Origin of the sequence: Paraburkholderia sp. BL25I1N1 (assembly GCF_003002025.1) — a bacterium.
Classification (GTDB): Bacteria; Pseudomonadota; Gammaproteobacteria; order Burkholderiales; family Burkholderiaceae; genus Paraburkholderia.
Genome location: NZ_PVZB01000003.1, coordinates 193,534 through 219,851, shown reverse-complemented (window position 1 = coordinate 219,851; position 26,318 = coordinate 193,534). Strand labels below are relative to the sequence as shown.

The window sequence follows — 26,318 nt, the reverse complement described above, 5'->3', positions numbered from 1 at the left end:
GGGCGTTTCAGCCGACCCGTGCAATGCGTGAATCGGCGGATGCCTGCGGTGCCGGCAGGGCACTTGTAACCGCAGTGGCGGGAATCAGCTTGCCGCGCACCAGCAAGCCCAACGTCTTCCCCGCCAGAATCGCGATGATCACATTCGCCGCGATGAACAGAACCGGCGCGGCGTATTCGACCGGACCCGTCGCACCTCGTTCGACCATCCGGAGCGCCATCGTCGGCAGCGCGGCGACGCCGAAGCTGAAGGCCCAGTAAGCCGGCGCGAAGGCCTGTTGGCGAATCCACGGCAGCAAACGCAGGAGCAGCAGAGCCTGGTACAAGCCATAACCGAGCAGAATCATGGCGAACAGGTCAGGTGTACCGCTGCTCAGACTCAGATAGGTCACGCCCCCGACGACCGGCGGTGCAAGCTGGATGCCGAGCACCGGGCGCAATGCGTCGGGCAGCGGTTCATGCACGGCGGCGCGGTGCAGGATCAGCGATTCGATCGCGAGCCACGACAGCAAACCTGCTCCGAAAAAAAGTTCGCCCAGTTGGTGAAAGCCGAAGGCGGCCGAAGCCGTGCCCGCCACGAAGCTCGCGCCCACGGTCGGCAGATAGATGGCGGGCGTCACCAGTTCGGGCTTGCGGCCGCCTTGCCAGAGCCGTCCATGCAAATACGTGCCGAGAGCGAGTTGCGCGACTACGGCGACGCCGAACAGCGCGAGCGCCGATGTATGCGCGTAAGGCTGCAGAAGCTGGGCCGCGAGCAGGCTCGAAATAGGACCGAGCGCCGCAAACGACGATTGCACCGGATGCTGCATTTCCGCTCGCGCTTCGTCCGCATGCGTCAGCCATTTTTGCCCGTAGGCCACCAGAATCACGAGCCACACGACGAGCGCGGCCACTGTCATCACATCGCCTATCACGGTGGGCAGGTGCCAGAGCCTGATCGCCACGCGCCACAAATTGGCGAGCGCCAGTGCGCCCACCGCGATCCCGAAGAAAGCAACTGGAATCGTGCCACGATTGCTGTTCATCACCGATCCTCCGAAAGTTGCGTCGCGCGCCGTTGTTCCGGCTCTGCGCGATCGATGACGTACTGTAAAAGACCGCGGCCAAGCGTTGAATGCTGGGCGCGCTCAACAAATCGCGCGATCGTCTCAAGATGCAACGTGACACATCCGGCCGGCGTTCGCACGGCGGTGGCCGCTCGAGTTCGGCATTCCGCGCGGAATCAGCGCCAAACCGCGCGTGGCGGGTATGACAGCCCCGCGTCATGGCGTAAAATTTCCGCTTCCCCATGAAGTCATGCCATCCATGCCAACGCCCGCGGACAAATCGAACACGAAGGAAAGCGAAGGTGTGGCCGTCATCGATCGTGCTTGCGCCATCCTGTTCGCCTTCCGGCCAGACGACGACGCGCTCACGCTCGCCGAACTGGCGGCGCGCACGGGGCTTTACAAGAGCACGTTGTTGCGGCTCGCGGGCTCGCTGATCCAGCACCGCTTGCTGCTGCGTCTCGACGACGGCCGCTATCAGCTCGGCTCCGCCACCTTCATGCTGGGTGCGCTATACCAGCGCAGCCTGAACCTTGGCGATATTGTCGTGCCGCTCATGCGCGATCTCGCGGAAACCAGCGGCGAAAGCGTGTCGTTCTATGTGCGTGACGAAGCGGTGCGGGTGTGTTTGCATCGGGTGGATTCGAAGCACGCGGTGCGTTTTCACGTGCGCGAAGGCGACGTGCTGCCGCTGGAAAGCGGTTCGGGCGGCCTTGCGTTGCTCGCCTTCGGCGGCATGCCGGGCCCACCGTACGAGAAGATTCGCGAGGACTTCTACTGTGTGTCGATCGGCGAACGCGACCGGGAGACGGCGGGCATTTCCATGCCGGTATTCGGCGTGCGCCAGAGCCTGCGTGGCGTGCTGACGCTGGCCGGTCCGAGCTCGCGTATCGATCAGGCATTCCTGGAACGCAATCTCGGCGCGCTATTCGATTGCGCCGCGCGCGCCACCGATGCCCTGGGCGGCGATTCGCGCGCCATGCGCAATGCGCAGCGGCGTGCGGCCGAAGTTCAGGACAAGTAGTTCATGGCAAGTAGTTAGGGTGAGCGGTTCAACGCAAGCGGCTCAAGGCAAATGCCGCTCGGGCTTGCCGGTGTACGTGTAGGCCATCTGGCGCGGCATCGGACCTTTGTTGCGTTCCTTGCGACCGCGCTGTTCCCATGCATGCGACAGAATCCCGACCGCGCGCGAAAGGCAGAACACGCCGCGCGCCAGTTCCGGCGCAAAGCCGAGTTCGGCATAGATCACGGCGGTGGCGCCGTCGATGTTCATCGGTACGGGCTTGCTCTTGCGGCCCATCAGCAGCGCTTCGATGCCGCGCGCAATCGCGGCATAGCGTCCGCTGATGCGTTCCGTACGCACGTTCTCGTCAACCAGCGCAAGAAGCCGCGGCGCGCGCGGATCGACCGGAGGAAAGCGATGCCCGAAGCCGGGCAGATATTTGCCGTGCTCCGCGATGAACGTATCCACACCTTGTTCTACGGCGTCTTCCAACACGGCGCCCGCCTGCATGCGCGCATCGATCGAGTCATACAGTTCGACCGCCTGTTGACCGGCGCCGCCGTGCACGTCGTCCAGCGCGTTAATCGCGGAGGCCATTGCGCCGTTTAGCGGCAAGCCGCAACTGGTCGCCATCCGTGAGATCGCAATCGACGGCGCATGCGGCCCATGATCCACCGACGACACCAACGCCGCTTCGAACAAGCGCGCCTGCTCGGTGTCGGGCAATTCGCCGCGCAGCATTAGCCAGATCATCTGCGGAAAGCTGATGTTGCCAATCAGCTCCTGGATCGGGAAACCGCGCACGTTGATCGAGCCTGGATGAATGTCGATGATCGAGGTGCTCCAATAATCGGCAGCGAGCTTCGCTGAGTCGAATCCATGCGTCATGTTCAGATCACTCCTTCGGCGCGTAGTTGATCGATATGTGCGTCGTCGTAACCGAGCGCGGCGAGCTGTTCATGTGTGTGGGCCGAGAGAACCGGCGCGGGTGTGCTCGGCGCCGTGTCAGCATCGTGCAGACGAAAGCCCGCGCGAGTCACGCGCTGGCGGTCCGTATTGGCGTCGGCGGCGAATTCGCGGATGAAGCCGCGCGACTCCAGATGCGGATGCGCGAGAATCTCCGGCACCGACATCACGCGGCCGGCCGGCACACCGGCTTCGAAGAAACGGGCCTCCCAGTTCGCGGCGCTGTCGCGCGCGAGTGCCGCTTCGATTTCCGTTTTCAATGCGGCGCGATTCACCTTGCGCGCGTTGCGCTCGGAAAAACGCGGATCGTCGAGCAGATCCGCTCGTCCGATCAACTGACACAAGCTCGCGAACTGTTTGTCTTCGTTAGCGGCGATATTGAGCGGGCCGTCGCCGGTTTTGAAGGTGCCCGAGGGCGCGGCGGTGAAGTTCTCGTTGCCCATCGGCGTCGGCGTGACGCCGGCGTTCAGGAAGTTCGAGACGACCCATCCCATTGTCGCGAGCGTGGCTTCGAGCATCGACACATCGAGCATGCGGCCATGTCCTGTGGCGCGCGCGTCGAGCAGCGCGGCGCAAATGCCGAACGCCGCCGTGAGGCCACCCACCGTGTCCGACACCGGATAGCCGACGCGCAACGGTGCGCTGTCTGCATCGCCGGTCACGCTCATCACGCCGGAAATACCCTGAATGATTTGATCGTAAGCAGGCCGTTTCGAAAACTCGCCGTCCATGCCGAAGCCGGAGATCGCGCAATACACGAGCTTCGGATTGACCTCGCGCAGCGCGTCGAAATCGAGGCCGAGACGCGTCATCACGCCGGGCCGGAAATTTTCGACCAGCACGTCCGCGGTTTTCACGAGATCGCGCAGAATCGCCTTGCCGCGCGGGTCTTTCAGATTGAGCGTGACGGATTGCTTGCCCGCGTTCACGGCGACGAACGAGGCGCCCATGTTGCGCGCCGACGCCTCCTTGTCGGCGCCCAGGCGCCGCGCCAGATCGCCGCCTTCCGGATGCTCGACCTTGATCACTTCGGCGCCGAGCAACGCGAGTTGATACGCGCAAAACGGGCCGGCCAATACATTCGATAAGTCCAGTACGCGGACTCCAGCCAACGGCAGCGTCATGTTCAAAACCTCTTGTTCAGAATGCGATGCAATGCGTTCAATGTGAAATCTCGTCGAGATTGCGATGGTTGGTCCGTGGCCCGAAGATGCCGATCGCGCCCATCACCATCACCATCGACGCGCTGATCAACGCGAACACACCGCTTACGCCGAAATGACGCAGCGCGAAGGCGATCATGAAGCCGGAGAACATGGCTGACAGACGCGACATCGAGTAGACGAAGCCGACGGCGCGCGCCCGCAGACGCGTCGGGAAGAGTTCGGTCTGGTACGCGTGATAGCCGACCGAGAGCAGCGTGCCGCTCAGCGTGATCAGCACGCCGAGCGTCATCAGCATGGCAGGCGAGGTTTGCGTCGCGAACAGGCTGCCGAACACGGCAATGCCGAGTGCCGACAGCACGATCAACCTCTTCCGTTCTATGCGGTCCGCGATCGCCATGCCGATCAGCGGTCCGAACGGATTCGACACCGCGATCACGAACGAGTACAGCAGACTGTGTGTAATCGTCACGCCTTTGGAGACGAGCAGCGTCGGCACCCACGAGGCGAAGCCGTAAAAGCCGATTGCCTGGAACAGATTGAAGACGAGCATCGTGATTGCGCGTTTGCGATACGGCGGCTGCCAGATTTCGCGGAAGGCGGCCTTGGTGGTCGCCGGTTCGACGGTCGGCACGGCGGGCGGCAGCGGCTTGCCGTATTGCGCGGCGACTTTCACTTCCAGCGCCTGCAGCACCTGCTCGGCTTCGGCGGCGCGGCCCTGTTGCGCGAGCCAGCGCGGACTTTCCGGCAGGCGTCGGCGGATCGCCCGCACCACCACCGCGCCCAACGCGCCGATGATCACAACCCAGCGCCAGCCGTCGAGTCCGAACGGCGTGAGCGGCACCAGCCACCACGCGAGAAACGCGACCGACGGCACCGCGGTGTACTGCACCAGATGCACGAATGCAAACGCACGTCCGCGCAAATGTTTAGGCACGAGTTCGCTGACGTAAGTGTCGATCGTCACCAGTTCGACGCCCACGCCGATGCCGGCGATCAGGCGCCAAAGATTGATGGCGGGCGCCGTGCTTTGCAGCGCCATGATCAGCGTCGCGGCGGAGTACCACAGCAACGACACGGTGAACACGGTCTTGCGGCCGTAGCGGTCGGCCATGCCCGCCAGAAAGAACGTGCCGATGAAGAGCCCGGCAAACGAAGCCGCCACGAACGCGCCAAGGCCGGACACGCCGAAGAACGACGCGGTGGTCGTCGAGTAAACCCCGCTTTTGACGAGGCCGGGCCCCACGTACGCGGTGAAGAACAAATCGTAGAACTCGAACCAGCCGCCGATCGACAGCAGGAACACCAGCATCCACACCGCGCGCGTCGCGGGCAGGCGGTCGATGCGCGCGTTGACGCCGGGCGTGAGCGCCGGCGCGTCGGCGCTTGAGTGGGGCGACGCGCCGGATGCATCGTCGATCGGCAGGCTTGCCATGGAATATCTCCTTCGGTGTCTCTCGTCGGTATCGGTCTGTTAGACAGAACGGCGTTCTATTTAATGGGTGTGCCGAGAGTAGTCGGTGTGGCCGGTAGCGGGGAATTCGGGGTTTTACCTAGAGAGGAGAAATAGCGCCTGCGGCTGGGCGCTCGCGCCGGCACGCCGGATGGGGCACTCCGGCGCCCCAACGCTTTATGCGGTCATGCGCTGAAGCATGGCCAGCAGCGTGTCGAATGAAAGCGGCTTGCGCGCATATTCGATGCGGGGATTCGGCTGCACGGGGATATCCGCGGCCGCGCTGCACAGAATGATCGGAATGGCACGCAGGTCGGCATCGGCGTTCAGCGCCGCGCACAATTGCAGCCCCGACATGATCGGCATCATGCAGTCCGACACGATGATGTCGGGCCGGGTCTTGCGTATCTGTTCGAGCGCGGCGGCCCCGTTCGACGCCGTCAGCACGGTATAGCCGTGCCGCTCCAGCAGCAGCCGCCAGACAGTCAGGATGTCGAATTCGTCGTCCACGACCAGAATGGTTTTCATGGGCGGCTAGGTATTTCTTCGCTGCGGCAGCGTAGCCGACAGGCCGCCCGGCGAATGCAGGCTGGCGGGGCTCCCCGAGTTTTCGATCACGTCGAGGCCTTGAGACGAAATCACGAGTTCGCGCAGGGAGGTGTCGTGGGCGCTTTCACGCTGCTTGACCACCGAAATCATGCGGCGCAGACCCGTCTCCGTTTCGGCGTAACGCAGCAGCACGAGGTTTTCGGTCAGCGCCGAAACGCGCACGCTCTTCGCGTGGCCGGTATCGGCGTAAAGCGGCAATTCTTCGGTCAGCAGCGTGGTGATGCAGGCTTCGCGAAGCTGGTGTAGCAGCGCATTCAGGAACAGGCCGAAGCGCTCGGTGCGCAACGCGGAATCGCGGAAACCTTCCACGCCGTCGATAACGATGCGCGAAGCACCAATTTTCTTGACCGTGGCGAGCGCGGTGGCCGCGAGTTCGTCGACGGCGAGTTCGATGGCCGGTTGCCATTGAATCACGAGCCGGCCATCCGCATACGCGTCCGCGAGTCCGATCGACACGGCCTCAGCTTTGCCGACCAGCCGCTGCGGTCCTTCATAGAAACCGAGGTACACGCAACGCTCGCCGCGCGCGATGCCGGCCGCGAGAAACTGCAGACAGAGGAGGGTCTTGCCCACGCCCGACGGCCCGATCAGCGTAGTCGTAGAGCCTTGCGCAAAGCCGCCGCCGAGCAGGGCGTCGAGATGCGGCAGGCCGAAGCCGAGCCGCGTTTTCAGATCCACCGGACCCGGCGGCAGGGCGCTCTGCGCTTCCAGGCGCGGGAACATCAGGAGCCCGCTTTCGGCGATGCGGAAGAAATGCTTGCCCATCAGATGATTGCGCGCGCGCATCTTGTGGACTTCGATTTCGCGCGCGCGGCGCATGCCGTCGCTGTAGCGGTTCAGTTCGATCAGGCCGTCGACGAGCGTATGTTCCGGATGCGGTTCGTTGCCGGAGAGCGGCGCGAGCAGCAAGGTCGTGCAATCCATGGCCGCGACCAGTGCATTCAGTTCGTGGATGAACTTGGACAGCGACAGTTCGGTCTCGCTGAATTCGCGCGCGCTCCGAAACCCGTCGATGATCATCAGGCTCGGGCGGTAATCGTAAATGATCGAGGCAATCAGCTTGAGGAAGCCGTCGAGGCCGTCCTTCATCAGTTCGTGATAGCCGGACACGAACAGCATCTGCTGGGCGACCGCGTTTTCGTCGAAGAAGCTCAGACCCTTGAGATGACCCAGCAACTTGTCGTGCGATTCGGCGATCAAGGTCATGTACAGCACCTTTTCGCCCTGGCTTACACGATGAAAACCAATCTGGCTCGACAGGATCGTCTTGCCGGCGCCGGCCATGCCTTCCAGCAAATACACGCCGCCGCGGACCAGACCTCCGCCCAGGATCTCGTCGAGACCGGGGACACCCGTTTCCACGTTGGATCGGGGAGACGTCTGAGATTCGTCGTTAGTCATTGTCGAAGAGTCGTTCAAAGTGCGGAGAAGCGATGGCTCGCACAGGAACCGTCCATTGCTCAAATTACTATAATCAGCAATCCGCGTTCCCGCTCCTGGGCGGCGACGCTGTGCGTCGGCATGAGATGCAGGGGATTCTACCTGGCGGCGAGCCGCTTGGCGAACCGTAAGTCGGGCATAGGTGCGAGGCGCGTAAGGAGGAGCAGTGCCGACCGCCGAATCGCGGTGAATCTTTCAACGCGATGCAGGGATGAGGAGAGACGGGGCCGCGCCTCGCGCAGGCGGTAGTACACAAGCCCATTGCATGCGCGAGGCGGGACAGCGAGACGGGAGAGCGAAGCGGACCGACGGCCCGCTCCTGGTTCAGCTACAAGCTCAGCTGCAAGCGAAACTACTCGCGGCGTTGATGTCGCCGCCCTGATAGCGCGCCACTTTCGGATACGGGCAAAGCGGCCGCGTGCGTCCCGCGCCCCAGGCGGCGGGCACGTCCGAGTTCGGCACGACATTGCCTGCGTCGCGCGCGGTGGCGACCACGCTGTCCGGCGCCTTGCCCTGTTCGACCCATGCGACGAGCGGCGTGAGCATGTCGAACTGGTCGGTGCTCGGACCGCCGCTGCAATGGTTCATGCCGGCAATCGTGTAAAGCCGCGCGAAGTTCGACGCGTCGCCGCTATTGGCGGCTGTGAGCCGCTGATACCAGTCGGTCGTGTCGTTCGATGAAAACACCGGGTCGCTCGTGCCGTGATAGACCATCAGCTTCGCGCCGCGCTGCTTCAATGCGCTCAGATTGGTTTCGTCGGGCGGCGTCATGAACGACCAGGCCGACTCGCTATACGCGCCGCTGGTGGCGAAGATCTTCGGCGCGTCGGTGTCCATGCTGAAGTTCAGCGCGTACGCGGACAACTGGCTTAACACGGAAGCGGTCTGCGGCGGCGTGGTGAACGTGAAGGCCGCCGCAGCCGGGTCGAGTGTGATCGAGTTGCCCTGCTTCCATCCGGACCAGCCAGGGCCGAGTCCGGCGTCGTATGGGAAGCTTGCATAGAGGGCCGTGCCCGCACTGTTGCGCGCACCGGAGAACACATTGCCGACGGCGTCCTTCTGCGCGCTCGTCAAACACGTGCCGTCGCGGACGTTGTTCGTGCAGGTGGGGACATCGGTAGCAAGGCTGAAATTTGCCTGGCATGCCTTGATATCCTGAATGAGGCCGTCGCTGACGCCGTCGAGCGCATCGCACTTTGACAGTATTTTCGACGCCACCATTTGACGTTCCGCGGCGGTGAAGCCGGTCGTGATATCGGGCAGGCCGTTCGAGGTCGTCGCGGTCGCCACTTTCGCGAGCTGCTGCGCGCTCCACATTTCGCCGACGGCCGCCTTCGGTAAATGAAAGCCCGGATCGCCCGCAATGATGCCGTCATATTCCGCCGAGGAGCGTGCCGCCGCGACCATTGCATGACGTCCACCGTTAGAGCAACCGTCGAAATAGCTGCGATCCGGCGCCTTGCCGTAAGCGAGCTTGATGACCTGCTTGGCCATCGGCGTGAGCGTGGCGACTGCGTTGTAGCCGTAGTCGATGCGCGCCTGCGGGTCCAGACCGAATAGCGGATTTTGCGCCGAGCTATGCCCCGCATCGGAGCTGATGACTGCGAAGCCCATGTTGAGCGCGTCGCTGGTGGGACCGCCGCCGCCGATCTCGCCGGTGGCCGTGACCACATTGCCGTCGAGACCGCCGTTGGCCTGATAGAAGAAACGCCCATTCCACGCAATCGGCAGGCGCATCTCGAAGCCGATCGCATAGGTCTTGCCGTCGACGCTGCTGACCCGCTGATTCATACGGCCTTGAATCAGGCAATGTTCGGCGATCGGTTTGCCGGCTACTTTGAGCGTGCCTGCCGCGACATCCGATACGGTGGTGAAGACGGTATTGGCGAAGCTGAGCTTCGCGGCGAGTGCGGCGCAATTGCCCGCAAGCGTACCGGGCGTGGCCGCGCTCAGTTGCGGCAACGCGGAGCTGTTGGCGCTGCTGTTGGCGGCGCTGCCGAGATCGTTGCCGCCGCACGCGGCGAGTGTGAGCGCTGCGGCGGCCGCAAGCGCGATAGAGGTGCACTTCATGCTGTGTCTCCTAGAACGAATGACGAACGCCAACCATCACACCGGTCTGGCCGGTGCCTGCCGTGGGCGTCGTGCCGCCGCCGCCGGCGCTGACCGAGTAGCGCGCCTTCGCGCTGTTGGCGAGATACGAGCCCTGGGCGTACACAGCCGTGCGCTTCGAAAGCAGATAGGTGGTGCGCAGCGTGCCCATCGTGGCGCGCGTGTCGTGCTCGCTATTGGTGATGTGATAAACCTCGCCGTCGACGATGAAAGCGGGCGTCACGTTGTACGATGCGGCGACGAAGAACAGATTCGAGCGCACGCTGGCAATCGTTTCCGCCCCGGGTTCGACGCGGCGGTTGAGCCATCCCACGCCGAGCTTTCCTTTGCCGAGGTTCGCGTAGGCGCCCACATGCGTGCGGATGTCCTTGTCGGCGGCGCTGGTGAGCGGAGTCGGCGCGATGCCGTCGAAGAAGTTCGCCGCCGCGGTGCTGCCGCCGCGCTGCTCTTCATACGACGCCGCGACGCCGAACAGCGGCGCGTCGTACTTCAGCATCACGGACCATTCGCGGCATTGAGTCGCCTGTCCGGCGACCGACCCCGTACACGTGCCCTGGCCCGGCGAGTTGCCGGTGCCGGCCGAGTCGCGGCCGAACGAGTAGTTCGCACCGAACGTCACGCCCGCATAGCTGCCGAGGTACACCACCGAGTTGTCGGCGCGGGCATTCGGCACGTAGGCGTCGAGCGAGCCCAGGCCGTAGATGTCAGGGCCGATCAGGTCCGCGCCCATCAGCGCGAGGTACGTCATCGTGTACTGACGACCGAACGAGACCGTGCCGTACGGACTCTTGATGCCGACGAACGCCTGACGCCCGAACAGCCGTCCGCCCTGACCGAGATCGCCGGCGCGCACGTTGAAGCCGCTTTCCAGCGTGAATACCGCGCTATAGCCGCCGCCCAGGTCCTCGTTGCCGCGCAGACCCCAGCGCGAAGGCAATTCGCCCGTGACCGACGGCATGCGGAACACGCTCTTGCCCGCGGCGTTCGCGTGCGAAACGTATTCGATGCCGGTATCGATAATGCCGTAGAGCGTCACGCTCGATTGGGCCGCTGCGGCGCCGCTGACGGCGCACAGTGCGCCGCAGAGTAAAAGACGTGCGGATGCTTGCATGAAGGGTGTCTCCGAACCGTTGAATGAATGTGTGTTGTTGTTGGGTCTTCTTGTGCCGATGGTCAGTCGTCGGCGCGTGGGCGGCGCAGCAGGAGCAGCGCGGCGGCTGCCGCGATCAGCGTGACGGGAATGCTCGCGCCGATCACGGTCGACGAACTGCGGCCCATCGCCAGCAATTGGCCCGCCGCGAGCGGCCCGACCACCGAGCCGATGCGGCCCACCGCCACCGCCGCGCCCACGCCGGTGCCGCGCATGGCCGTCGGATAGAACGCGGCGGAAAGCGCATACAGCACCGATTGGCCGCCGATCACGAACATCCCCGCGAAGAAAGCAGAGGCCGCGAGCGCGCCGAAGCCGTGCGCCGTCGAAAGCGTCGCGAGCGAAGCGATGATTCCGACATACATACCGGCCACCACGACGCCCGAGCGGATGCGATCCATCAACATGCCGATGCACAACGCGCCGATCCCGCCGCCGATGTTGAAAAAGATCTGCACGTAGCCGACCTGCGCGCGCGTCAGACCGCTCGCGGCCATCAACGAGGGCAGCCAGTTAAGCAGAAAGTAGAGGACGATCAGTGTGCAGAAGTAGCTGACCCAGATCTGCACGGTGGAGAGCCCGCGCGTGCCGCCGAACAGGATTTCGCCGACCGGCGCGGGCTTGGCTTGTCCATCGCGTGATGCTTTGGTGAATGCCTTCGAATCCGCGAGGAATGCGAGCAGCAGCGGCACCAGCACGAGCGGCCCCGCACCGCCGACATAGAAAATGTGACGCCATTCGGTGTCGCCCGCACTCAACACGCCGATCACCGACGCGATCACGCCGCCGAACGGAATGCCGCAGTACATCACGCTCACGGCGGTGCTGCGCGAGCGCGGTTCGACCGCTTCCGACGACAACGCGATCAGATTCGGCAACGCACCGCCGAGTCCGATACCTGTCAGCACCCGCACGATCACGAGCGTGTGAAAGTCGCTCACCAGCGCGGTCATGATCGACAGCAGGCCGAACAGGCATGCGGATATCACCAGCACGCGCTTACGGCCGATGCGATCGGCGAGCCGTCCGCCGAACATCGCACCCGGCAGCAAGCCGAAGGTGCCGGCGCTGAACGCCAGTCCCATTTGCGCGACGGAAAGGCCGAACTCGCGCGCCATGCGCGGTGCGGCGACGCCGACCGACTGCAGGTCGAGTCCTTCGAGCAGGGCGATGGCAAAGCACAATCCCAGGGTGACGAAGGCGCCTGTCCGGCTCGACGCTGCCGGGACCGCGGTGGCTTCGGTCGAATTCAATGTTCCGGCTCTTTTCACGTTAGTGATCCTTATTAAATGGCGTGGTTTTCCGGTTTCGCTGGAAGACAGCAGATGCCGAGTCGCTGTCCGCACGACAGACAGGTTCGGCAAGCGGGCGTCAGATCATCGTCGAGGCGGCGATGGAATGCCCGGCAGCAGCGCAGCGAACACCGCCGCGCGCGGCGCATCGTTTCGATGGCCAGACGACGGTGCATTTGCTTCGAGGCGAGGCGGCGCGTCTCCACACGCTGCATCGTGGACTGGATTTAATATCAGGTAGGCTGATAACACAAGCGCAAATTGTTCGGTGAAAACACCTAGCAATTCGGCGGCGTGGCGTGCGCGGATCTAGCCGCGCAGATTACGAACGAAAGTTTCGAGGTGAGTTTGAACCGCGCCGGCGGCGTCGAGCTCGATGCCTTCCATCATCTGCTTTTCGATGGTTTTCACGGCCTGCTCGCATTCACGCAACACGGCGCGCCCTTCGTCCGTGAGTTGCAGCAGCACGATGCGGCCGTGCGTCGGATCCGGTTCGCGGCTCACCCAGTTGCGGGCGGCCATCGCGTTCATCACTTCATTGGCCGATTGTGGCGTGATGAACGAACGCTCGGCGACCTGCGCATTGGACGCCTGCCCTTTGGCTTCGAGCACGGAAAGCGCGGTGAATTGCGCGAGCGTCAGGCCGAGCGGCGCGAGCGCTTCGGTCATGCGGCGCCGCAGGATGCGGTCGAGACTGCCGATCACATAGGTCAGGCGCAGGCTGGAACGGCGAGTGCGTGTGGCGGCAGGCTCGGCAGGCGTATTTTGATTTTTGCTCATCATGGACAGGAGGTTCGGTCTATCCGGCATCTTAGCGTGCCTCGCCCCGAATTTCGCTGCTAGGGGTTTGCACCGAGCTTACGAATTTCCACTTTACATATCAGGCAGCCTGATATTAAATGCGTTCATGAGGCCGCGGTCGCGGCCAACGTTCACGGAGAAAACAGATGAGTTATGAAGGCCGTTGGAAAACCGTCAAGGTGGATGTCGCGGAAGGAATCGCATGGGTTTCGTTCAATCGGCCCGAGAAGCGCAACGCCATGAGCCCAACGCTGAACAAGGAAATGATCGAGGTGCTCGAAGCCGTTGAACTCGACGCCGAAGCGCAGGTTCTGGTGCTCACTGGCGAAGGCGACGCATGGACAGCCGGCATGGACCTGAAGGAATATTTCCGCGAAGTCGACGCCGGCCCCGAGATCTTGCAGGAAAAGATTCGCCGCGACGCGTGCCGCTGGCAATGGCAGCTGCTGCGCATGTACGCGAAGCCGACCATTGCGATGGTCAACGGCTGGTGCTTCGGTGGCGGCTTCTCGCCGCTGGTGGCATGTGACCTGGCGATTGCCGCCGACGAAGCCACGTTCGGTCTTTCCGAAATCAACTGGGGCATTCCGCCGGGCAATCTGGTGAGCAAAGCAATGGCCGATACCGTCGGGCATCGTCAGGCGCTGTATTACATCATGACGGGCGAGACCTTCACCGGTCAGGAAGCGGCGCAGATGGGCCTCGTCAACAAGAGCGTGCCGCGTGCCGAGTTGCGCGAGGTGACGCGTGCGCTCGCCGGCAAACTGCTCGAAAAGAATCCGGTGGTGTTGCGCGCCGCCAAGCATGGATTCAAGCGTTGCCGCGAATTGACGTGGGATCAGAACGAAGACTACCTGTACGCCAAGCTCGATCAGGCGCAGCTGCGCGATCCGGAAGGCGGCCGCGAGCAGGGCCTCAAGCAGTTCCTCGACGACAAGGCGATCAAGCCGGGTCTGCAAACGTACAAGCGCTGATCGGTCGCATCGGCGTGGATTTCAATTCACGCAGACTACGACGAGAGATGCAGCAAGACAGACAGCGAGGAGACGACAGACATGCATGAAGTGACTTTGTTGATTGGCGGCGAAAGCCGTGGCGCGGCGGACGGCAAGACCTTCGAGCGGATCAATCCCGCGAGCGGCCAGGCTGCGTCGCGCGCGGCGGCGGCCACGCTGGCCGATGCCGACGCCGCGGTCGAAGCGGCGTCGCGGGCCTTTCCGGCCTGGTCGGCGCTGGCGCCGACCGAGCGCCGCAAGCGTTTGCTGGCGGCAGCCGATCTGATGGATGCCCGCACCGCGCAGTTCATCGAAACCGGCGTCGCCGAAACCGGCGCGATGCCGAACTGGTACGGCTTCAACGTCATGCTCGCCGCCAACATGGTGCGCGAAGCCGCGGCCATGACCACACAGATCGACGGCGACGTGATTCCCTCCGACGTGCCAGGCAGTCTCGCGATGGCGGTGCGCCAGCCATGCGGCGTGGTGCTCGGCATGGCGCCGTGGAACGCGCCGGTGATTCTCGGCACGCGGGCCATTGCCATGCCGCTCGCGTGCGGCAACACGGTCGTGCTCAAGGCATCCGAAGGCTGTCCCGGCGTGCATCGACTGATCGGCAGCGTGCTGCAGGAAGCCGGTCTCGGCGACGGCGTCGTCAACGTGATCACGCATTCCGCTGAAGATGCGCCGGCGATCGTCGAACGGCTGATCGCGCATCCGGCGGTACGTCGCGTGAATTTCACGGGTTCGACTCGAGTCGGGCGCATTGTCGCGCAACATGCGGCGTCGCATCTGAAGCCGGCGTTGCTCGAACTCGGCGGCAAGGCGCCGGTGGTCGTGCTGGACGACGCCGATCTGGACGCGGCGGTGGCCGGCATCGCGTTCGGCGCGTTTTTCAACCAGGGGCAGATTTGCATGTCGACGGAGCGCGTGATCGTCGACCGGAAGATTGCGGATGCGTTGGTGGAGAAGCTCGCGGCGAAAGCGCGGACTTTGAAAGCGGGCGATCCGGCCGCTGCGGATTCCGTGCTCGGCGTGCTTGAAAGCGCCGCCGCCGCGCAACGCATCAAAGCGTTGATCGAAGATGCGCACGAGAAGGGCGCCAAGTTGCCCGTTGGCTGCACTGTGGAAGGCGCCGCGATGCAGCCGGTGATCGTAGATGGCATCACGCCTGCCATGAAGCTGTATGCGGAAGAATCGTTCGGGCCGGTAGTGACGGTGCAGCGCGTGGACGGCGACGAGGAAGCGATTCGAATCGCCAACGACAGCGAGTACGGACTCTCGGCAGCGGTATTCAGTCGCGATGTGTCGCGAGCGTTGAACGTGGCGAAACGTATCGAATCGGGTATCTGCCATATCAACGGTCCGACCGTGCACGATGAAGCGCAGATGCCGTTCGGCGGTGTGAAGAAAAGCGGTTACGGGCGATTCGGCAGCAAGGCGTCGATTGCAGAGTTCACGGATCTGCGTTGGATCACGATTCAAACCGGACCTCGGCATTATCCGATCTGATCGTTGCGATCGCGCTTTTCACAGAGGAGACAGGCTTTGCATTCCGAGCCGATACAACCGAACACCCCCGATGCGCCGAAGCGCTACCGGGCGACGACGATCGGCGCTTCGTCGTTGCACACGCAGCGGCAGGGCGACACGTGGTATTTGCGCGCGGCCGAACCGCTCGGCGCGCATCCGCAACGGATGACCGAACGGCTCGTGAGCGGCGCGCAGGCGCATCCCGAACGATGGCTGGCGGCGCGTCGCGGCAGCGACGGTCAATGGATCGGCCTGAGCTACGCGAAGGCCTTGCAAAGCGCACGCGCGATCGGCCAGGCGCTGCTCGCACGCGATTTGTCCGCCGAGCGGCCCGTCGTGATTCTGTCGGGCAACGATCTCGAACATCTGCAACTTGCGCTCGGCGCGATGTGGGCGGGCATTCCCTACGCCGCGATTTCGCCCGCCTATGCGCTGGCTTCCGGCGACTTCGGCAAGCTGCGCCATACGATCGATTTGCTGACACCTGGTCTCGTGTTTGTAAGCGCCTACGATACGTTCGCCAAGGCAATCGACGCAACCGTGTCTTCCGATGTCGAAGTGATGGCCGCGAAATTGCCGCGAGAACAGCCGGCGGCACGCAACGTGACCTCGTTCGACGACCTGCTGAACACAACGCCCACCACGGTCGACTCCGTTCACGCCGCGGTGAGCCCGGACGCCATCGCCAAATTTCTGTTCACCTCCGGTTCGACCAAGCTGCCGAAGGCGGTGCCGACCACGCACCGCATGCTGTGCAGCAATCAGCAGATGCTGCTCGAAACGTTTCCCGAGTTCGCGAAGGAACCGCCGGTGCTGGTCGACTGGCTGCCCTGGAACCATACGTTCGGCGGCAGCCATAACGCAGGTATCGCGCTCTACAACGGCGGCACTCTCTATATCGACGACGGCAAACCGGTCAACGGCAAATTCGAGGAAACACTGCGCAATCTGCGTGAAATCGCGCCAACCATCTACTTCAACGTGCCGAAGGGTTGGGAGGAACTGGCGATCGCGCTGGAACGCGACGAGCAATTGCGCGAGACATTCTTCTCGCGCGTGAAAGTCTATTTCTTCTCAGGTGCCGGCCTGTCGCAAGCAGCGTGGGACAGGCTCGAACGCGTCACTGAAACATATTGCGGCGAGCGCATACGCATCATGGCCGGACTCGGCATGACGGAGACCTCGCCTTCGTGTCTGTTCACCACGGGTCCGATCATGCGCGCGGGTTATGTGGGACTGCCGGCGCATGGCTGCGAGGTCAAACTCGCGCCGGTCGGCGACAAGCTCGAGGCGCGTTATCGCGGGCCGCACGTCATGGCCGGATATTGGCGCGCCGACGCGGCGGAGTTGGGAAACGCGTTCGACGAAGAAGGCTATTTCCGCAGCGGCGACGCCTTGCGCTTTGTCGACGTGACGCGACCCGAACTCGGACTGCTGTTCGACGGGCGTATTGGGGAGGACTTCAAGCTGAGTTCGGGCACCTTCGTGAGCGTGGGTCCGATGCGGGCACGCGTGATTTCCGAAGGCGCACCGTATGTGCAGGACGTGGTGGTCGCCGGCATGAATCGCGACGATGTGGGCCTGCTGGTCTTTCCACGTTTCGACGATTGCAAGCGGCTGGCTCGCTTGCCCGCTTCGGCGAGCGCGCAAGAGGTGGTCGAAGCACCCGCCGTGCGCGCGCACTTCGCCGCGCTGCTCGACACGCTCAATCGCGGCGCCACGGGCGGCGCGACGACCATCGCGCGTCTGCGGCTCATGGATGTCGCGCCGTCGCTCGATCTCGGCGAGATAACCGACAAAGGCTCGATCAATCAGCGCGCGGTGCTGACGCACCGTGCGGCGCTCGTCGAGGCGATGTATGACGCGGGGCGGCGCGATCCCGCGGTGATTGTCGCGAGCGCATGCGGCGCGACGTAACGCAACGTGACGTGATGTGCTCGCCGCGGAATCACACAGGGAAAGGTGGATGAATCTCGATCAACTCGTCGCAATCGACACGCACGTGCACGCGGAGGTTTCGTGCTGCCAGCCGCCGGATCTGTTCGGCAAGGAATTCGACGATGCCGCCGACAAGTACTTCGGCACCGTGCTGAAACTCGGCCGGCGGCCGACGATTCCTGAAACCATCGACCACTATCGAGAGCGCAAGATCGGCTTCGTGATGTTCACCGTGGACTGTGAAGCGAACCTCGGACGGCGTCGCATACCGAATGAGGAGATCGCCGAATTCGCGCAGAAGAACAGCGACATCATGATCGCCTTTGCCAGCATCGATCCGCACAAGGGCAAGATGGGTGTGCGCGAGGCGCGCAAGCTGATCGAGGAACACGGCGTGCGTGGTTTCAAGTTTCATCCCACGATGCAGGCTTTTTTTGCCAACGACCGGCTGGCGTATCCGCTGTACGAACTGATCGCCGAACATCGGCTCACGGCGGTTTTTCACAGCGGCCATTCCGGCATGGGGTCGGGCATGCGAGGCGGCGGCGGGTTGCGCCTGAAGTATTCGGAGCCGATACATCTCGACGACGTCGCGGCGGATTTCCCCGACATGAACATCGTGATCGCGCATCCGTCGTGGCCGTGGCAGGAGCAGGCGTTGTCGATCGCCTTGCATAAGCCCAATGTCTATATCGACTTGTCCGGCTGGTCGCCGAAGTATTTCTCGCCCGAGTTGATCCGCCACGCCAATACGGTGCTGAAGCGCAAGATGCTGTTCGGTTCGGATTTTCCGCTGATTCAACCGGACCGCTGGCTGGAGGATTTCAAGCAGGTCGGGTTCAGGGAAGAGGTGCAGCCGTTGATTCTCAAACAGAACGCAATCGGCGTGCTGGGACTTCAGCAAGACGCCTGAGCGGCGAGGGAGCAGTAAGAAGGCTGATGGGGCAGGACAGGTCTACCGCGCACGGCAGAGGCGCTTCGCCGTATACAATTCGGCAGCGCCCGACTTTTGCCCGTTTTTTGCCTGCGTCTTGCACAACTCCGACCTGATCCCATCCATGCCGAATCCGACCCGGGCCTTCCTTCTCGGCCCGCTCCTGAAAGGCGTTTCACGCTCCTTCTATCTCACCCTGCGCGTGCTGCCCGTCGGGATGCGCGATCCGATCGGACTCGCTTACCTGCTGGCGCGCGCGGCCGACACGATTGCGGACACCTCGCTGATCTCGCCGGAACAACGCCTCACCTTGCTGTTGTCGCTGCGTGCTCAGGTGAACGGCGCAACGGACGACGGCGCGCTATTCCAACGCATGGCCGCGGAAGTGGCGGGGCAGCAGGACCAGTCGGACGAGAAAGTGCTGCTCGAATCGCTCGGACCCGCGCTCGCTGTGTTGTCGCAGCTGAGCGAATCGGATCGCAAGGCCGTGCGCGAGATCGTTTCGACGCTGACCGAAGGCATGGAGTTCGATCTTCGCACTTTCCCCGACGAACGTTCCGGACAGATCGCGGCGCTGCGTGAATACGATGAACTGGACCGCTACACGTATCTGGTGGCGGGTTGTGTCGGCGAATTCTGGACCACGATGACCTACGCGCACATGCCCGGCACGCTGAAGGAGCGGCCCGAGACGATGGCACGGCGCGGCGTGCGCTTCGGCAAGGCGCTGCAGATGACCAACGTGCTGCGCGACTGCGGCAAGGATTTACGGATCGGCCGCTGTTATCTGCCGCAGACCTTGCTCGACCGATATGGTCTAAGCGCGCAGGATTTGCTGGTGCCGGCCAATTCGTTGCGTGCCCGGCCGTTGATGGTGGAGCTTTTGCGCAAGACACTCGATCATTTCCGCGAAGCCCTCGATTACACGCTGGCGATTCCCGCATTTTCCGTGCGTTTGCGGCTCGCCTGTTTGTGGCCGATCCTGATTGGCCTTGAGACACTGCTTCTGCTCGCGGACAACGATGCCTGGCTCGATCCGCAGAGAGTGTCCAAAGTGCGGCGGAATAAGGTGTATCAGATCATCGCGTCGTCACTGTTGCTGGTGCCTTCGAATAGATTGGTGCGCAACGCCATTGAACAGCGAATTAGCCAAATTGAAGCCCGGCTTTGAGGGTGACGAGACAAGCAGAGCTGATTTAATCTGCATCATGGAATAGCCATCAATCGGGAAACCCCTAGGACCGTGTATTCATGGTTCGCGTTAGTCTCTTCCAAAGAGGAGGCGAACCATGAGACAAGCGTTCAATATTGCCGTAGTGCTGTTGCTCGGCTATCTGATGGCAGATAGAGCGCTGATGCGCGCGCAAGCGGGGGAGATCGGGACAATAACGTGTCACCAGGGCGCGGAAATGGTCAAATCGAACGCGCTGAAAAAAGGCTTTGGAGACATCGGGGCCAGCAGCCAAGGCGAGAATTTTCTCTCAAGCTGTCTCGTCACCGGGCGCGGTCAAGTGGGTGATCTCATCGCACGGGACTGACACGAGTCGCGTGCCCATTATCTGAAACCGGCCTCGATCCGCCAATGCGGGCTTCGTTTCGATACTGACAAAGGCGCTGCGGAACGGCAGCGCCAATAAAAAGCGCCCGGACCGTGAAGGGTCCAGGCGAAGCCATCGGAAGGCCGATGACGGAGGTAACCAATAGACAACTGGCCCGCGATCGGAGATACCGGTCGCGGGCCAGTTTGTTTTTGAATCATCGCGCACCGGTTACTGGTGCGCCAGGCGGTTGATCGTCGCACGAGAAGGCTTCTTGCCTGTGCCGTTCAACTCGCCTGATAGCTGGTTACGGTCGGGTTACTGCCTGATTACCGCGCAGCTACTGCTTAGTGACCGAAATAAACCGACTGCGGGCCATTTGCGGGAACCGGGCGGCCTGCTTGAGAAGCGCCGCTCACCGTACCACCGTAGCCACTTTCCGCTGCCTGTGCCGTGCCGTTTTCACGGGCGACGCGAGCTTGGGCGGCCTGAATGTCGGCCGGATAGTACGGATCGGCGGCGCCGGGTTGATAGCCTGCTTTTTCGAGTTGAATCAGTTCGGCGCGCACTTGGGCGCGGGTCACAGGCTGGTTGGACTGCGCAAACGAAGCAACCGGAGCGGCCAGCACGGCAGCGATAACAACAGCTTGAATGAGTGATTTCATGATGAACTACCTCCAATTCGGTCTTTATCTTGCTACGAACGGTGTTGTTCGTATTCAGTGATTACATTGTAGTTTTGCGAACTGGAGAGAGTAATCATCGTTTCAGGTAATGTTTGTTGCTGGATTTGAGACAAAACAAGGGATGCGGGAGGGATACGTGCGACGTGGCACGCGCCGAGCCGTTCTCTCGCCGCGCGCTGCGTCTGGTCCGTGAACGAATCGCCATTAACTGCCCGAGAAAATCGGGCCCTGTCCACCCGGCGTGAATTGCTGGAATGCCTCGCTGTGCGACGGAGCCGGCGCCGCTTGTGGCCGCGCCGTTGAAGCCGTGGCGGGCTCACGCAGCGTGAGCGCGCTGTCCGGGGTGATGGGCACGCTGGGCTTGGCGAGCAGTTCGGTCTTTCGCATCGATCCTACCGACGTGCCGAAGTAGTAGCCGATGATGCTGATCCACGCCGTACCCAATGCGCCGACGATCACGTTGACGAGATCTTTGTTCGCGCCCGGCAGCGGCTGGAAGGCCATGAGCAGCAGAATGCCGAAGAAGCCGGCGGTGACCGCCATCGCAAGGACTTTGGGCACCCAGTCCTTATTGCTGATACCCATTGCGCGCGCGTCGGCCCGATCGGCGGCCTGGATGCGCGCCATATCGCTTTCATGCGCGAGGCTCGCCTGGGCGGCGGTGACCATCAACTGTTGCAACTGCAACGAGTTCGCACTCTCGGCTTGCCGGACCTTTTCGAGTGCGCCGGGATCATTCAACGCGAGTTCCACCACGCCCGGGTCGCTCGGCGTGCCGAGCGCATGCGAAATGATCGCAGCGGCGGCGCTCACGCCTACGCCAATCGGACCACCCACGAGGCCGGCGAGAAGCGGCGCGCTGCTGCCGATGTTCGACGCTACTTTAGACCAGTCCATCATGCTGCTCCCAGGAGAAGATTAGCGGCCATTCTTTCGGTCCATCCACGGCTGAAGTTCGGCCATGCGTGCAGGTTGCGCAGGTAACGCAAGCGATAAGCGGCGAAGCGCATGACAAACTTCAAGGGGTCGGCGCTCTTGATTGCATCGAGTGTGTCGGGGCCGAACTTGCCGTCCTCTTTCGCACCGGAAGCTTTTTGCATCCACAGCACCACCAGGCCGCCGTTGTAGTTGGCGTCGAAGATCTGGAAGGCGACGCGCGGGTCGAGTTCGTCGAGGTGCAGCGGGTCCCAGTATTTCTGTTTGGCGATCTGTCTGGCGGTATCCAGCGGCAGGTCTTTCATGGCGCCGGCATAGCCCGCGCTTCGTGCCACGCGCGCCGTGACGCCCCACATCGTTTCACCGCCAGGGTCGTGCGGATTGAAGGAGTAACCGCCTTCACTACCGATCAGAGCCTTGAACGCATCTTCGAAACTGTCCATCGAACATCTCCTCGTCAACTGGGTGTATTACTGCAACGGTTGGGTGCTGCGGGGCTAAACTTTCTGCAAGGCCGGGTGTGCGTTACGCGGTTTGCAACGCAAGCGAGGCGGGTGGATTCGAAACGGGTCTGACTCCGCCGTCGGGTTTTGACGCGTCTGGGCGGTTGCCTCCCTGCGCCGCTCTGGCAAGCCGCGCCAGATGAGTTTCCCGCGTTGACAAAGTGCCCGCGTCGAGTTGCAACGCTTGCGCGTATTTGCGCGAGGCGCCGGACAGATCGCCTTTGCGATCCAGTGCCCGGCCCCATTCCGCGTAAGAGGGCGCCAGATCGGGGCGCAATGCAACGGCGCGAGAGAGCTTTTCGATTGCTTCGTCATAGCGGCCGGCAGTGACGAGCGCTTCGCCCCAATCGTGCAGATTGTCGACAGAGTCCGGCTTCATTCTGTCGGCCTGCTTGAATGCATCCAGTGCTTCCGAATAGCGATTCGCATGCAACAGCACGTCGCCGAGAAGACGCAGATTTTCCGCCGTCTTCGACTTCTCGCTCGCGCCGGTTCGCAGGGCTTCGAGTGCGTCGTCGATGCGATGCTGCTGTTCGAGTGCAATGCCAAGGCTTGCGTGCAGCACCGCTGAATGCTGGTACACGGTCAGTGCCTCGCGGGTTTGCTGCTCGGCCTCTTTGGACAGCCCCTGATTGGCAAGCAGCCACGCTTTGCCGGCGAGCGCCCATTCGCCTTGCTCGGAGGCGGGCAGTGCGAGCACTTCGTTGTAGATCGTGACGATCTCGCCGTAGTCGCATTGCGCGAGCGAACACTTGGTTCTCTGCACTTGCGAATAGAGATGACTGGCGAGAATATTCGGCTCCGCCAGGCGCATGGCTTTGACCGCAATGTCGTGCACGAACTTCTCCAGATCGCGACCTTCGAAGGACACCGTGCTTTCGCGGGAATCAAACGGACCGCCTTCAATCTGCACATGCGCCACGTAGGAATCCGCGCTGTCGTTGACCTTCGTGATGCCGACATGAACGACAACGTCCGTGCGTTTGATGACGCCTTTAATGAAGCGCACGGTGGTCGCGTACGACATCTCCTGACCGGGGATCTGAATGTCCGGTTGTGCGTCGTTGTCCGTCATGGTGTCGTGCGGAATCGACTCGGCGTCCTGTCCGATCGCCCGCATCGAAGACATGATGCGTTCCGCGAGGAAGTTCGATGTATAGCCGCGTTCCACCAGCGACTGCGGCGTCTCGACGGGCGGCACCAGCAATTGCCGCGTAAGTACGCCGCGTACGACGAGGCAGAAAAAACCGACGGTAAGCACCGCGAACACCCACGGCAAAACATACGGCCACAATTGTTTCGGACCTCGCCCGATGAAGCCGGCGGTCCGCAAGCCGAACGGCACGAATCCCGCTGAGAAGTTGCGGCTCGCCGTATGACGCTTTGAACGGCCGTCTGCGGAAAAAGGCCGGCTTCGCCAATTCACTGGCCGACGTTGGCTCTGCACACTCGACATGACGCACCTCGATTCAACCGATGTTGGTAAGTGCACGACTGGGTGGTGGTTATTACGCATCGACCGTGCCATTGCGCACAGTGCCTTATGCAACGGGCGTGTAGGCAATCGCGATGGGTTTGAGCGCGGGAATGTGTTGCGTGGCGACCAACGAATGACGAGGGTGAGTTTGCCGGCGGGAGACAGGCTGCGAGGGAGGGGCGGGAAAATGAGGTGTTTCGATCAGACGCCGTATGTGTCCTGTCGGGCGACAGGACAAATACGCGTCATGCATGCAATGGAGCCGGCGGCAAATTATTCAACCAGGCGGCCGGCCCCATGCCACAGCACAGTTTAGTTGCCTCCCTTGAACAGATCTTGCAAGCGCGCTGCTTCGCCGCTTTTTTGCGCTTGAATGAGCTGCTGGTAGACGTCCGCACGCGTGAGTCCCTGTGCTTTTGCCGGACCGCCGGACATCGAAGTAGTGGAGGGCTGCCCGCCCATTGCGTCGGCCGCTGTCGGTTGAGCTTGCGCGGTACTCTCCGTGCTGGCGTCCTGAGCGTGCGCTTGCCATGCGAACCCGCAAAGCAGTCCGCCTGCGATGATCAGAGCCTTCTTCATGTCCCTCTCCTTCAAACCCTTGGCGCCGCCCTTGCGGCACCTCATTGCGGAAGTTCCGCCAGGATTGAACGCGACACTTGCCGGACAATCTGGCGGGACACAGGGCGGAGACGATCACCGGCTTCCTTGTCGAATTCTGCGCAGCGCACCAGAGATGTGCGTTATCGAAAAGCTTCGTATTGCAAGGAAAGGTGCACGCTGGGGCTTTGTCGTTCGGCGACGGTTCAGAGAGTCGGACTTGCCTCCACCATGTGAAGGAGACGGATGGGTTGCATTCAAATTCAAGTATTAATCAGCCATCCTGAATGCGCGAATGGCTCCTTGCTTGAAAAAATCCAGCCAGGTTAATTGGGCCTTACTTTAATCTTTCATTTTGCCAAAAACAAAACGCCGTTCAGCCTGTGACTGAACGGCGTTTTTTAAACGTGAGCTTCTACTCGGCTAATGTCGCTCGCTCAAACCGCAGCCGGCCGCCACTTCAACAGCCGCTGTTCGACCGCAGTCAACAGATAGTCCGCTGCCAGTGCGACCACGGCCAACACAATCATCGCGGCGAACACGCCGCTTGCGTTGAACGCGCCTTGCGCAGTTGAGATCAAGAGTCCGATACCTTGCTTCGAGCCGAGGAATTCGCCGACCACCGCACCGACCAGCGCGAACCCGAAGCTCACGTGCAAGCTCGCGAGAATCCAGCTCAATGCCGACGGGATCACCACCGAGGTCGTCACCTGGCGGCGCGACGCGCCGAGAATCTGCGCATTCGCGATCATGTAGCGATCCGCTTCACGCACGCCCTGGAAAGCGTTGGCGAACACGACGAAGAACACCATCACCACCGCCAGCGCCACCTTCGACGCCATGCCCAGTCCCAGTGCAATCACGAACACCGACCCGAGCACCACGCGCGGAATCGAGTTGGCGATCTTGATGTAAAGACTGAAGACGTCGGAGAGCAGCTTGTTGCGACCCAGCACGATGCCGCAGAACACACCGGCCACCGAACCGATAATGAAGCCGAGTCCGGTTTCTTCGAGGGTGACCCACACTTGCGTCAGCAGCGGACCTTGCGAAGTGCCGTTCACGAACCAGTCGACGATCTGTTCGAAAATGGCGCTCGGCATCGAGAAGAAGAACGGATCGATCCACTTCAGGCGCGCGGACAGTTCCCAGCCGCCGAGCACGACGACCAGCACGACGATACGCAGCGTGATTACCAGTGCCTGACGTTGCCGGATGCGTTTTTGCGCCACACGTTCGACGTGGGCGAGCGACGCGGCGTCGATGCCCGAGGGCATCATTCGTTGAGGGGTAGTAGACATGTTTGCCGTTCCTTGATTAACCGATCTGCACTTCTTCGCGCAAGTCATGCCAGATGTCGCGCGAGATTTCGATAAAACGCGGCTCGTAGCGAATCTCCGAGGTGACCCGCGGACGCGGCAGATCGATTTCATACACCTTCTTCAATGTCGCCGGGCGCGCGGTCAGCACGAATACACGGTCGGCAAGTGCAATCGCTTCTTCCAGATCGTGCGTGACGAACACCACTGAGCCGGCGCCGCCCCACAGTTGCAGCAGTTCGTCCTGCATCAGCGTGCGGGTCTGCATGTCGAGCGCCGAGAACGGCTCGTCCATCAGCAGGATTTCCGGCTTGTTGATAAAGGTCTGCGCGAGCGCCACGCGCTTTCTCATGCCACCGGACAGTTGATGCGGATAGTGCTTGCCGAACTTGTCGAGGCCCACGCGACGCAGCCATTCGTTGGCTTCGTCGTACGCGGCGGATTTCGAACGGCCGCGATACAGCGGACCCGCGGCGACGTTGTCGAGCACCGAACGCCACGGGAATACGGCGTCGGCCTGAAAGACGAAACCGATACGCGGATCGATGCCGTCCACCGGCGCGCCCATCACGCGAACTTCGCCCGTGGTGGGCTTCAGCAGGCCGGTAATCATGCTGAGCGTGGTGGACTTGCCGCAACCCGTGGGTCCGACCACGGCGACGAATTCGCCGCGCGCCACCGACATGCTGAAGTCGCGCAACGCGATCGTCGCCTTGCCATCAGGGGAGATGAAACGGCACGACACGTTGCGCATCTCGATCGCTGGCGTGTCGCGTGACAAAGGTTGGTTCATCGGCTGGTGCCTCGTTGTTCTCGGGATGTTGAAAAAGG

General features: G+C 62.4%; 24 protein-coding genes. 7 read left to right on the top strand and 17 right to left on the bottom strand.

Going from position 1 to position 26,318, the window contains the following annotated elements; translation table 11 throughout:
• Positions 1-7 precede the first annotated feature (7 nt).
• Positions 8-1,024: a dicarboxylate transporter/tellurite-resistance protein TehA gene (gene tehA / locus B0G73_RS05775; protein ID WP_106278772.1), complete on the bottom strand. Its 1,017-nt coding sequence runs from the start codon at positions 1,022-1,024 to the stop codon at positions 8-10.
• A 280-nt stretch (positions 1,025-1,304) separates the two neighbouring features.
• Here tehA and B0G73_RS05770 point away from each other — a divergent pair, with 280 nt between their 5' ends.
• Complete coding sequence (locus B0G73_RS05770) at positions 1,305-2,069, top strand: IclR family transcriptional regulator (protein WP_106278769.1); 765 nt, start codon at positions 1,305-1,307, stop codon at positions 2,067-2,069.
• Between the two features lie 42 nt (positions 2,070-2,111).
• Here B0G73_RS05770 and B0G73_RS05765 read toward each other — a convergent pair whose 3' ends face one another.
• The 9 genes from B0G73_RS05765 to B0G73_RS05725 all read right to left on the bottom strand — a co-directional run bounded on the left by B0G73_RS05765 (position 2,112) and on the right by B0G73_RS05725 (position 13,040).
• A complete protein-coding gene (locus B0G73_RS05765) occupies positions 2,112-2,936 on the bottom strand; it encodes a citryl-CoA lyase (RefSeq protein ID WP_106278766.1) in 825 nt (274 codons plus the stop codon).
• A gap of 2 nt (positions 2,937-2,938) precedes the next feature.
• Positions 2,939-4,138, bottom strand: coding sequence for a CaiB/BaiF CoA-transferase family protein (locus B0G73_RS05760; protein ID WP_106278763.1), 1,200 nt, complete (start codon positions 4,136-4,138; stop codon positions 2,939-2,941).
• A gap of 37 nt (positions 4,139-4,175) precedes the next feature.
• A complete protein-coding gene (locus B0G73_RS05755) occupies positions 4,176-5,612 on the bottom strand; it encodes an MFS transporter (protein ID WP_106278760.1) in 1,437 nt (478 codons plus the stop codon).
• A 195-nt stretch (positions 5,613-5,807) separates the two neighbouring features.
• The gene (locus B0G73_RS05750; protein ID WP_106278758.1) at positions 5,808-6,158 is read right to left on the bottom strand and encodes a response regulator; all 351 of its coding nucleotides are present in this window, start codon (positions 6,156-6,158) and stop codon (positions 5,808-5,810) included.
• A gap of 6 nt (positions 6,159-6,164) precedes the next feature.
• On the bottom strand, positions 6,165-7,640 hold the full coding sequence (locus tag B0G73_RS05745) for an ATPase domain-containing protein (protein ID WP_106278755.1): 1,476 nt from the start codon (positions 7,638-7,640) through the stop codon (positions 6,165-6,167).
• A gap of 375 nt (positions 7,641-8,015) precedes the next feature.
• A complete protein-coding gene (locus tag B0G73_RS05740) occupies positions 8,016-9,749 on the bottom strand; it encodes a tannase/feruloyl esterase family alpha/beta hydrolase (protein ID WP_106278752.1) in 1,734 nt (577 codons plus the stop codon).
• Between the two features lie 10 nt (positions 9,750-9,759).
• Positions 9,760-10,899, bottom strand: a complete 1,140-nt coding sequence (locus B0G73_RS05735) for a porin (protein WP_106278749.1) — start codon at positions 10,897-10,899, stop codon at positions 9,760-9,762.
• Between the two features lie 62 nt (positions 10,900-10,961).
• Positions 10,962-12,191 carry a 3-(3-hydroxy-phenyl)propionate transporter MhpT gene (mhpT, locus tag B0G73_RS05730; RefSeq protein WP_106278746.1) on the bottom strand — a complete coding sequence of 410 codons (1,230 nt, stop codon included), beginning with the start codon at positions 12,189-12,191 and terminating at the stop codon, positions 10,962-10,964.
• A gap of 348 nt (positions 12,192-12,539) precedes the next feature.
• Positions 12,540-13,040: a MarR family winged helix-turn-helix transcriptional regulator gene (locus tag B0G73_RS05725; protein ID WP_106278742.1), complete on the bottom strand. Its 501-nt coding sequence runs from the start codon at positions 13,038-13,040 to the stop codon at positions 12,540-12,542.
• A 137-nt stretch (positions 13,041-13,177) separates the two neighbouring features.
• On the opposite strand from B0G73_RS05725, the gene B0G73_RS05720 reads away from it, so the two are divergent.
• The 6 genes from B0G73_RS05720 (at position 13,178) to B0G73_RS05695 (ending at position 19,969) form a co-directional block, all read left to right on the top strand.
• Positions 13,178-14,005, top strand: coding sequence for a p-hydroxycinnamoyl CoA hydratase/lyase (locus B0G73_RS05720; protein ID WP_106278740.1), 828 nt, complete (start codon positions 13,178-13,180; stop codon positions 14,003-14,005).
• Between the two features lie 81 nt (positions 14,006-14,086).
• Positions 14,087-15,538 carry an aldehyde dehydrogenase gene (locus tag B0G73_RS05715; protein WP_106278738.1) on the top strand — a complete coding sequence of 484 codons (1,452 nt, stop codon included), beginning with the start codon at positions 14,087-14,089 and terminating at the stop codon, positions 15,536-15,538.
• 36 nt (positions 15,539-15,574) lie between these two features.
• Positions 15,575-17,476 carry a feruloyl-CoA synthase gene (locus tag B0G73_RS05710; protein WP_106278735.1) on the top strand — a complete coding sequence of 634 codons (1,902 nt, stop codon included), beginning with the start codon at positions 15,575-15,577 and terminating at the stop codon, positions 17,474-17,476.
• Positions 17,477-17,525: 49 nt separating this feature from the next.
• Positions 17,526-18,410 (top strand): amidohydrolase family protein, encoded by an 885-nt coding sequence (locus tag B0G73_RS05705; RefSeq protein ID WP_106278733.1) that lies wholly within the window; start codon positions 17,526-17,528, stop codon positions 18,408-18,410.
• A gap of 145 nt (positions 18,411-18,555) precedes the next feature.
• Positions 18,556-19,602 carry a phytoene/squalene synthase family protein gene (locus B0G73_RS05700; protein WP_106278731.1) on the top strand — a complete coding sequence of 349 codons (1,047 nt, stop codon included), beginning with the start codon at positions 18,556-18,558 and terminating at the stop codon, positions 19,600-19,602.
• A gap of 118 nt (positions 19,603-19,720) precedes the next feature.
• Positions 19,721-19,969, top strand: coding sequence for a hypothetical protein (locus tag B0G73_RS05695; protein WP_106278728.1), 249 nt, complete (start codon positions 19,721-19,723; stop codon positions 19,967-19,969).
• 347 nt (positions 19,970-20,316) lie between these two features.
• On the opposite strand, the gene B0G73_RS05690 is transcribed toward B0G73_RS05695, so the two are convergent.
• The 7 genes from B0G73_RS05690 to B0G73_RS05660 all read right to left on the bottom strand — a co-directional run bounded on the left by B0G73_RS05690 (position 20,317) and on the right by B0G73_RS05660 (position 26,280).
• A complete protein-coding gene (locus B0G73_RS05690) occupies positions 20,317-20,634 on the bottom strand; it encodes a DUF4148 domain-containing protein (protein ID WP_106278726.1) in 318 nt (105 codons plus the stop codon).
• A gap of 225 nt (positions 20,635-20,859) precedes the next feature.
• Positions 20,860-21,552 carry a hypothetical protein gene (locus tag B0G73_RS05685; RefSeq protein WP_106279170.1) on the bottom strand — a complete coding sequence of 231 codons (693 nt, stop codon included), beginning with the start codon at positions 21,550-21,552 and terminating at the stop codon, positions 20,860-20,862.
• A complete protein-coding gene (locus B0G73_RS05680; protein ID WP_106278723.1) occupies positions 21,552-22,034 on the bottom strand; it encodes a glycoside hydrolase family 108 protein in 483 nt (160 codons plus the stop codon). Before B0G73_RS05680 ends, B0G73_RS05685 begins: the two co-directional genes overlap by 1 nt.
• Before the next feature lie 82 nt (positions 22,035-22,116).
• The gene (locus B0G73_RS05675; protein WP_106278720.1) at positions 22,117-23,550 is read right to left on the bottom strand and encodes a tetratricopeptide repeat protein; all 1,434 of its coding nucleotides are present in this window, start codon (positions 23,548-23,550) and stop codon (positions 22,117-22,119) included.
• Positions 23,551-23,883: 333 nt separating this feature from the next.
• Positions 23,884-24,150 (bottom strand): hypothetical protein, encoded by a 267-nt coding sequence (locus B0G73_RS05670; protein ID WP_106278718.1) that lies wholly within the window; start codon positions 24,148-24,150, stop codon positions 23,884-23,886.
• Between the two features lie 455 nt (positions 24,151-24,605).
• A complete protein-coding gene (locus tag B0G73_RS05665) occupies positions 24,606-25,469 on the bottom strand; it encodes an ABC transporter permease (RefSeq protein WP_106278716.1) in 864 nt (287 codons plus the stop codon).
• A 16-nt stretch (positions 25,470-25,485) separates the two neighbouring features.
• Positions 25,486-26,280, bottom strand: a complete 795-nt coding sequence (locus B0G73_RS05660) for an ABC transporter ATP-binding protein (protein WP_012425936.1) — start codon at positions 26,278-26,280, stop codon at positions 25,486-25,488.
• Positions 26,281-26,318: the final 38 nt, after the last annotated feature.

Coding starts and splice junctions, on each gene's coding strand:
- tehA (WP_106278772.1), bottom strand. CDS start 1,024: ATGAACAGCAATCGTGGCACGATTCCAGTTGCTTTCTTCGGGATCGCG.
- B0G73_RS05770 (WP_106278769.1), top strand. CDS start 1,305: ATGCCAACGCCCGCGGACAAATCGAACACGAAGGAAAGCGAAGGTGTG.
- B0G73_RS05765 (WP_106278766.1), bottom strand. CDS start 2,936: ATGACGCATGGATTCGACTCAGCGAAGCTCGCTGCCGATTATTGGAGC.
- B0G73_RS05760 (WP_106278763.1), bottom strand. CDS start 4,138: ATGACGCTGCCGTTGGCTGGAGTCCGCGTACTGGACTTATCGAATGTA.
- B0G73_RS05755 (WP_106278760.1), bottom strand. CDS start 5,612: ATGGCAAGCCTGCCGATCGACGATGCATCCGGCGCGTCGCCCCACTCA.
- B0G73_RS05750 (WP_106278758.1), bottom strand. CDS start 6,158: ATGAAAACCATTCTGGTCGTGGACGACGAATTCGACATCCTGACTGTC.
- B0G73_RS05745 (WP_106278755.1), bottom strand. CDS start 7,640: ATGACTAACGACGAATCTCAGACGTCTCCCCGATCCAACGTGGAAACG.
- B0G73_RS05740 (WP_106278752.1), bottom strand. CDS start 9,749: ATGAAGTGCACCTCTATCGCGCTTGCGGCCGCCGCAGCGCTCACACTC.
- B0G73_RS05735 (WP_106278749.1), bottom strand. CDS start 10,899: ATGCAAGCATCCGCACGTCTTTTACTCTGCGGCGCACTGTGCGCCGTC.
- B0G73_RS05725 (WP_106278742.1), bottom strand. CDS start 13,040: ATGCCGGATAGACCGAACCTCCTGTCCATGATGAGCAAAAATCAAAAT.
- B0G73_RS05720 (WP_106278740.1), top strand. CDS start 13,178: ATGAGTTATGAAGGCCGTTGGAAAACCGTCAAGGTGGATGTCGCGGAA.
- B0G73_RS05715 (WP_106278738.1), top strand. CDS start 14,087: ATGCATGAAGTGACTTTGTTGATTGGCGGCGAAAGCCGTGGCGCGGCG.
- B0G73_RS05705 (WP_106278733.1), top strand. CDS start 17,526: ATGAATCTCGATCAACTCGTCGCAATCGACACGCACGTGCACGCGGAG.
- B0G73_RS05700 (WP_106278731.1), top strand. CDS start 18,556: ATGCCGAATCCGACCCGGGCCTTCCTTCTCGGCCCGCTCCTGAAAGGC.
- B0G73_RS05695 (WP_106278728.1), top strand. CDS start 19,721: ATGAGACAAGCGTTCAATATTGCCGTAGTGCTGTTGCTCGGCTATCTG.
- B0G73_RS05690 (WP_106278726.1), bottom strand. CDS start 20,634: ATGAAATCACTCATTCAAGCTGTTGTTATCGCTGCCGTGCTGGCCGCT.
- B0G73_RS05685 (WP_106279170.1), bottom strand. CDS start 21,552: ATGGACTGGTCTAAAGTAGCGTCGAACATCGGCAGCAGCGCGCCGCTT.
- B0G73_RS05680 (WP_106278723.1), bottom strand. CDS start 22,034: ATGGACAGTTTCGAAGATGCGTTCAAGGCTCTGATCGGTAGTGAAGGC.
- B0G73_RS05675 (WP_106278720.1), bottom strand. CDS start 23,550: ATGTCGAGTGTGCAGAGCCAACGTCGGCCAGTGAATTGGCGAAGCCGG.
- B0G73_RS05670 (WP_106278718.1), bottom strand. CDS start 24,150: ATGAAGAAGGCTCTGATCATCGCAGGCGGACTGCTTTGCGGGTTCGCA.
- B0G73_RS05665 (WP_106278716.1), bottom strand. CDS start 25,469: ATGTCTACTACCCCTCAACGAATGATGCCCTCGGGCATCGACGCCGCG.
- B0G73_RS05660 (WP_012425936.1), bottom strand. CDS start 26,280: ATGAACCAACCTTTGTCACGCGACACGCCAGCGATCGAGATGCGCAAC.